Genomic DNA, 6,662 nt, shown 5'->3' on the forward strand with positions numbered 1-6,662 from the left:
CCACCAGCACGATCGCGAGACCCGGGTAGATCGAGGTCCACCAGATGCCGCTGGTGACATCGTCCACGGCCTTGTTGAGGTCGAAGCCCCACTCGGCGGCAGCGGTCGGCTCGATTCCGAAGCCGAGGAACCCGAGGCCGGCGAGCGTGAGGATCGCCTCCGACGAGTTGAGCGTGAAGATCAGCGGCAGCGTCCGTGTGGAGTTGCGGAGGACGTGACGGAACATGATCCGCGTGTTGCTCGCGCCGACGACCTTCGCCGACTCGACATACGCTTCGGCCTTGATCCGTACCGCCTCGGAGCGGATGACGCGGAAGTACTGCGGGATGTACACCACGGTGATCGAGATCGCCGCCGCCAGGATGCCGCCCCAGAGGCTCGACTGGCCGCCGCTGATCGCGATGGCCATGACGATCGCCAGCAGCAGGGACGGGAACGCGTAGATCGCGTCGCAGACGACGACCAGGACGCGGTCGAGCCAGCCACCGAAGTAGCCGGAGATCAGGCCGAGGAACACCCCGAGGAAGATCGACAGGATCACCGCGACGACGATCACGAGGATCGCGGTCTGCGTCCCCCAGATCACCCGCGAGAACACGTCGTAGCCGCCGGAGGTCGTTCCCCAGATATGCGTGCCGCTCGGCGCCTGCGTCGTCCCGAAGGCCGTGCCGTCGGCGTTCTTCAGCTGGGCGAAGCCGTACGGCGCGATCAGCGGGGCGAAGATCGCGACCAGGAGGAACAGGATGGTGAGCACAAGGCCCGCGACGAGCATCCCGCGCTGCAGCCCCACGCTCTGCCGCAGCTGGTGGACGACGGGAATCCGGTCCAGGAGCGGGCGCTTCCGGGAGGTGAGTGACGCGGAGGTCATCTCAGTACCTCACTCTCGGGTCGATGAACGCCGCGATCACGTCGACCACGAAGTTCGTGAGGGTCACGATCACAGCGAGGAGGACGACCATGCCCTGGACGGCGACGAAGTCCCGTGCCTGCAGGTAGTGCACGAGCTGGAACCCGAGGCCCTTCCACTCGAAGGTCGTCTCGGTGAGCACGGCCCCCCCGAGCAGCAGGGCGATCTGGAGGCCGATGACCGTGATGATCGGGATGAGCGCCGGCCGGTAGGCGTGCTTGCGCAGCAGCCGCGACTCCCGCACACCGCGCGAGCGTGCCGCATCCACGTAATCGGTCGACAGCGTCCCGATCACATTCGTGCGCACCAGGCGCAGGAAGACGCCGGCCGTCAGGAGGCCCAAGGCCAGGGCCGGGAGGATGGCGTGGCTGAGCACGTCCCCGACGACAGCCGGATCACCGGTCTGGAAGGCGTCGATCAGATAGATGCCGGTCTTGCCGTCGAGTGTCTGCATCTCCAGCTCCGAGCCGGTGGACGCACGACCGGAGACAGGGAGCCAGCCCAGCCAGATCGCGAAGACGAGCTTGAGGACGAGGCCGACGAAGAACACGGGCGTCGCGTAGCAGAGGATCGCGAAGACGCGGAGGGCCGCATCCTCCCCCTTGTCCCGGAAGTACGCCGCGACCATGCCGAGCGGGATGCCGACGATGAAGGCGACGATGAGGGCGTAGAACGCCAGCTCGACCGTCGCAGCGCCATACGTCAGCAGCACGTGGGTGACCGGCTGGTGGTCGGTGAAGGTCGTCCCGAAGTCGCCGCGGAGCAGCTGACCCAGGTACTCGAAGTACTGGACGAAGATGGGGCGGTCGTAACCCGCCTCATGAACCCGCTGCGCGAGCTGCGCCGGAGGCAGCTTGCCGCCGAGCGCGGCGGTGATGGGGTCGCCCGTCGAGCGCATCAGGAAGAAGACGACGGTGACGAGGATGAAGATCGTGGGGATGATGAGAAGCGCGCGGATCAGGACGTAGCGGCCGAGGCCGCCCCCGGATCGTCGCTTCGTCGTCGTGTGCGCAGGGTCGGGGAGGCCGGCGGTCCCCGCGCCCGGCGTGCTCACAGTCGCTGTCATGGAAGCCAATCGTGGTGGTTCGTGGAAAGGGGGTGGCCCGCTGCGAGAGCGAGCCACCCCCCGGTCGGCTCAGAGCTGGTGGCTCCGTGCCGGATTACTTCGAGAGAACCGCGTAACGGAACTTGAAGGAGGCGTCGAGGGTCTTCTCTGTGCCCTTCACATTCTTGCCGACGATGGCGACCTGCGAGCCCTGCAGCAGCGGCAGCGTGCTCAGGTCGGCGCCCACCTTGGCCTGGATCTCCTCGATCAGCTTGGTGCGCTCGGCCTTGTCGGTCGTGCCCACCTGCTTCGTGATGAGGCCCTGGACCTCCGGGTTGTCGTAGTGGTTCGCGAGGAAGTTGTCCTTGCTGAAGAACGGCGACAGGTAGTTGTCCGCGTCGGAGTAGTCCGGGAACCAGCCCAGCTGGTAGGCCGGGTAGACATCCGCCGTGCGGTCCTTCGAGTACTGCACCCACTCGGTCGACTGCAGGTTCACCTTGAACAGGCCGCCGGTCTCCAGCTGCGACTTCACCTGGGCGTACTCGTCACCGGAGGACGGGCCGTAGTGGTCCGGGTTGTACTGCAGGTTCAGGGAGACCGGGGTGGTCACTCCGGCAGCCTGCAGGGCAGCCTTCGCCTTGTCGAGGCTCGGTCCGCCGTTCCCGTCGCCGTACAGGTCCTTCAGCACCGTGGTGGCGCCGGTGAGGCCGTTCGGCACGAACGAGTACAGCGGGGTGTAGGTGTCTTTGTAGACCTGCTTGGCGATCGCCGCACGGTCGACCAGGTCCGCCGCCGCCTGACGTACGGCGAGGGCCTTCTTGGGGTCGGCGTCGGGGGTCTTGGAACCGAACGGCTGGGTGTTGAAGTTGAACACGATGTAGCGGATCTCGCCACCCGGTCCCTTGACGACCTTGACGTTCTTGTTGGTCTGCAGGTTCTCGATGTCGGTGGCCGACAGCTGACGCCAGGCGACGTCTATCGCGCCCTTCTGGATGTCCAGCTTCAGGTTCGAGGCCTGGGCGTAGTACTTCACGTTGATCTTGGCCGTCGCCGGCTTGCCGAGGAGTCCCTGGTAGCCGTCGTACGCCTTGTAGGCGATGAGGTTGTTGAAGTCGTAGGACGTGATGTCGTACTGGCCGGCGAACGCGTGGCCCTTGACGATGGTGTTGTCCGGCGTGACCTTGTCCGCGGAGAAGACCTGCTCGTCCACGATGGGACCGGCGGGGCTGGAGAGCACCTGCGGGAAGGTCTGGTCGTTCGGGACCTTCAGCTTGAACACGACGGTCGTCTTGTTCGGCGTGGACACGCTGTCGAGGTTCGCGAGCAGCGACGCGGGGCCGTTGGGGTCGTTGATCTTGAGCTGGCGGTCGAAGGTGAACTTCACGTCCGAGGAGGTGAGGTCGTGACCGTTGGCGAACTTGAGGCCGGGCTTGAGCTTGACCGTGTACTCGGTCGGGCTCGTGAAGCTGGCGCTCTCGGCGATGTCCGGCTTGACGTCGGGGCTGCCGTACGGCGTGTTCAAGAGGAACGGGTACACCTGGTTCATCACCGCGAACGAACCGTTGTCGTAGGAGCCGGCCGGGTCGATCGAGGTGATCTTGTCCGTCGTGCCGACGGTGAGGGCGGCGCCCCCGCCTGAGCCGTTGTTGCTTCCCGAGCAGCCGGCGAGGACCAGCGCCGCGGCCGCGAAGGCGGCGGAGACGGCGAGCAGGCGCCGACCGCCGTAGTGTGCGGATGTCATATCCGATTACCTCTTCCTGGTGTGGGATGCGGGGCCGTCGAGCACGCGTGCGCGATCGCCATCCGCGTGACAACTTTCCTAGCACGGAATGGCGCCCCAGCGCGCATTCGGGAGCGAAACCGTCCCTCATCCGTTACCCGCGCGCAACAAATCGTTGCTCATTCGCGCATCCAGGTGCGAAATCAGCCGTTCGACGCCGAGTTCGCGCTATGGGTGGAATTGAGCCGTCGGACGGTTCACTCGCCGCGCAAACGCCGTCGCTCGGACTCGATCGCGACCATGGCGAGCGAGATCTGACGGCGGAGCTCCGGATCCTCGGTCCGGCCGAGGCGCGAGGTCAGCTCGGCCTTCTCGCGGAGAAGGTCGCGGTCGATGAGGCCGTCGACGATGGAGCGGGCATACCGCCCCGGCTCGCCCTCCTGCGGCAGCGCCGCCACGGCGAGGGCGTTGACGGTCGGAGCGTAGGCCTGCGGCACCTCGGCCACGATGCGGTCCACCCAGCCGGGCTGGTTCATCGTGTCGAGTCGGCTGGCGATCGCGTCGCGCACCACCGCATGAGTCGGATTCGTGAATGGCACCTGCACGGCACGGGCAGCACGATCGGCTCCGACCTCGCCCGGCAGCTGCAGCAGGACCATGAGGCTCTCGCGCTCGGTGCGCTGGGTGGGGTCGGTGAGGTCGGCCTGCGGGAGCGGTTGCGGGCGGTCACCGGCTTGGAGGCCGCCGGTGTTCGGTCGCCCACGGCCGTCGTCCCAGGGGGCGTTTCCTGCGGAGCTCCGCTGGTCGCCTGGGCCGGCGCTGCGCTGCCCCGCCGGGCCAGCGCTCCGCTGCTCCCCCGGACCGGAGCCGCGCTGCGAACCGGTGCTGCGCTGCGCTGCGCGCACGGCGCGGGTCGCATCCTGCAACTCGGCCCCGGAGAGCCGCGCCAGCTCGCGCGTGTAGCCGCTCTGCGCTGCGGGGTCGCGGATGTTCGCCACGATCGGGGCACCGGCGCGCACCGCCGCCGCGCGGCCCTCCACCGAATCGAGATCGAAACGCTCGACCACCTGGCGGATCATGAACTCGTACATCGGCTTGCGGGCGTCGATCATCCGGCGCACCGCGTCGTCGCCCTTGGTCAACCGCAGGTCGCACGGGTCGAGACCGTCGGGACCGACCGCGACGTACGTCTGGGCGGAGAACCGCTGCTCCTCGTTGAACGCGCGGGTGGCCGCTTTCTGCCCGGCCGCATCCGGATCGAAGGTGAAGATCACGGAGCCCTGGCTGTTGTCATCGCCCATGACCCGGCGGATCACCTTGATGTGGTCGACGCCGAAGGAGGTGCCGCACGTCGCGACCGCGGTGGTGATACCCGCCAAATGGCAGGCCATGACGTCCGTGTAGCCCTCGACGACGACCACCTGGTCCTTCTGGGAGATGTCGCGCTTGGCGAGGTCCAGACCGTAGAGCACCTGCGCCTTCTTGTACACAGCGGTCTCGGGCGTATTCAGGTACTTCGGGCCCTTGTCGTCCTCGAGCAGGCGTCGCGCCCCGAAGCCGATGGTCTGCCTCGTGACGTCGCGGATCGGCCAGATCAGCCGCCCGCGGAACCGGTCGTAGACACCGCGGTCGCCCTGGGTGACCAGGCCTGAGGCGAGCAGCTCATCCTGGGTGTACCCCTTGCCGCGCAGGTGCTTGGTGAGCTCATCCCAGCTCTTCGGGGCGAAGCCGACGCCGAAGTGCGTCGCCGAGGCGGAGTCGAACCCGCGCTCGCCGAGGAAACGACGGCCGGGGTCTGCGTCCGGTGCGGACAACCGGTCGCGGAAGAACTCCTCCGCCGCCGCGTTCGCCGCGAGGATCCGCGCCCTGTTGCCCGAGCTCTCCGATGGGCCTCCGCCGCCCTCCTCGTAGTGGAGCTGGTACCCGATCCGCCCGGCCAGGCGCTCGACCGCATCCGTGAAGGAGACGTGGTCCATCTTCAGGAGGAACTCGTAGACGTCGCCGCCCTCGCCGCAGCCGAAGCAGTGGTAGCGGCCGACGCCCGGACGCACGTAGAAACTCGGGCTCTTCTCGTCGTGGAAAGGGCACAGACCCTTGAGTGCGCCGACGCCGCCGGTCTTCAGGCTGACGTAGTCGCCGATGACGTCGCCGATGTTCGTGCGGGCTTTGACCTCTTCGATATCGCTTTGTCGAATCCGGCCGGCCATGCTCTCGATTCTAGTGAGCCGCACTGACCCTCAACGGCGGCCGCCAGAACCTGTGGATGAGGCGCTCGCCGGAGGTTGCCTGTGGACAGCGGGTGTGCAAGTCACTCCGTCACTTGGCCTCACTCCCCCGGCGCTCCCCTCACTCTCCGGGCGGTCGCCTCCGGCGGGTGTTCTGGGCGATCTCGATGATGGCGCAGAACACTTCGATCCCGACGCGGAGGAGCAGGACGGCCAGCATCGCGCCGACCAGCGTGATGAGGACGCCGAAGAGGAACACGAACGCGCCGATCGGCGCATGGGTGGCGATCGCGGACGTCAGCGCGTTGGCGAAGCCGACGATGACCCCCAGCGCGATCAGGACGAGTCCCACGACGTACACCGGGCCCGCGAGCTTGCGCGTGACGTAGTTCGTGAAGGTGAAGTCGAACAGCGAGGAGAAGAAGCGCGAATCGTCGAGCCGGTCGGCGAGGTCGGTCACCGTCCGGCCATAGGGAACCTGGTGCGGTCCGGCCGACTCTGCGGCGGTCCCTCCCGCGACCGCGCCGGTGGCGGGATTTGCGGCTCCCTCCGTGGTGGCTGTCCCGGCGCCGCCCGGGGTCTCGTCGGCCGGGGTCTCGTCGGCGGCGGCGATGGGCACCGTGGCTGCCGTTGCTCCGTCGGGTTCGTCGGCCTTCGTGGTGTCCACAGTGGTCTCCCCGGTGGTGTCGGATGTGGCGGCTGCGGCCTCGGCGGGCGCTGCGGGTCGGGTGACCGATCCTGCTCGATCGAGGGCCGCGTCAGGCG

5 protein-coding genes are annotated in these 6,662 nt (G+C 67.7%); all 5 read right to left on the reverse strand.

The genetic code is table 11. The features are described 5' to 3' along the window. Nucleotides 1–868, reverse strand: an 868-nt coding sequence (locus ACPYOG_RS18150) for an ABC transporter permease (RefSeq protein ID WP_481295551.1), incomplete at its 3' end; no start/stop codon positions are given. Nucleotide 869: 1 nt separating this feature from the next. Continuing rightward, nucleotides 870–1,973 (reverse strand): ABC transporter permease, encoded by a 1,104-nt coding sequence (locus tag ACPYOG_RS18155; RefSeq protein WP_481295552.1) that lies wholly within the window; start codon nt 1,971–1,973, stop codon nt 870–872. A gap of 94 nt (nt 1,974–2,067) precedes the next feature. Beyond that, nucleotides 2,068–3,693 (reverse strand): ABC transporter substrate-binding protein, encoded by a 1,626-nt coding sequence (locus tag ACPYOG_RS18160; protein WP_481295553.1) that lies wholly within the window; start codon nt 3,691–3,693, stop codon nt 2,068–2,070. A gap of 236 nt (nt 3,694–3,929) precedes the next feature. Further along, nucleotides 3,930–5,879 carry a DNA primase gene (gene dnaG / locus ACPYOG_RS18165; RefSeq protein ID WP_481295554.1) on the reverse strand — a complete coding sequence of 650 codons (1,950 nt, stop codon included), beginning with the start codon at nt 5,877–5,879 and terminating at the stop codon, nt 3,930–3,932. 139 nt (nt 5,880–6,018) lie between these two features. Further along, the coding region (locus tag ACPYOG_RS18170; protein ID WP_481295555.1) for a DUF4282 domain-containing protein at nt 6,019–6,662 on the reverse strand (644 nt) is incomplete at its 5' end.

The organism is Leifsonia sp. HAY1-4F (genome assembly GCF_056755275.1).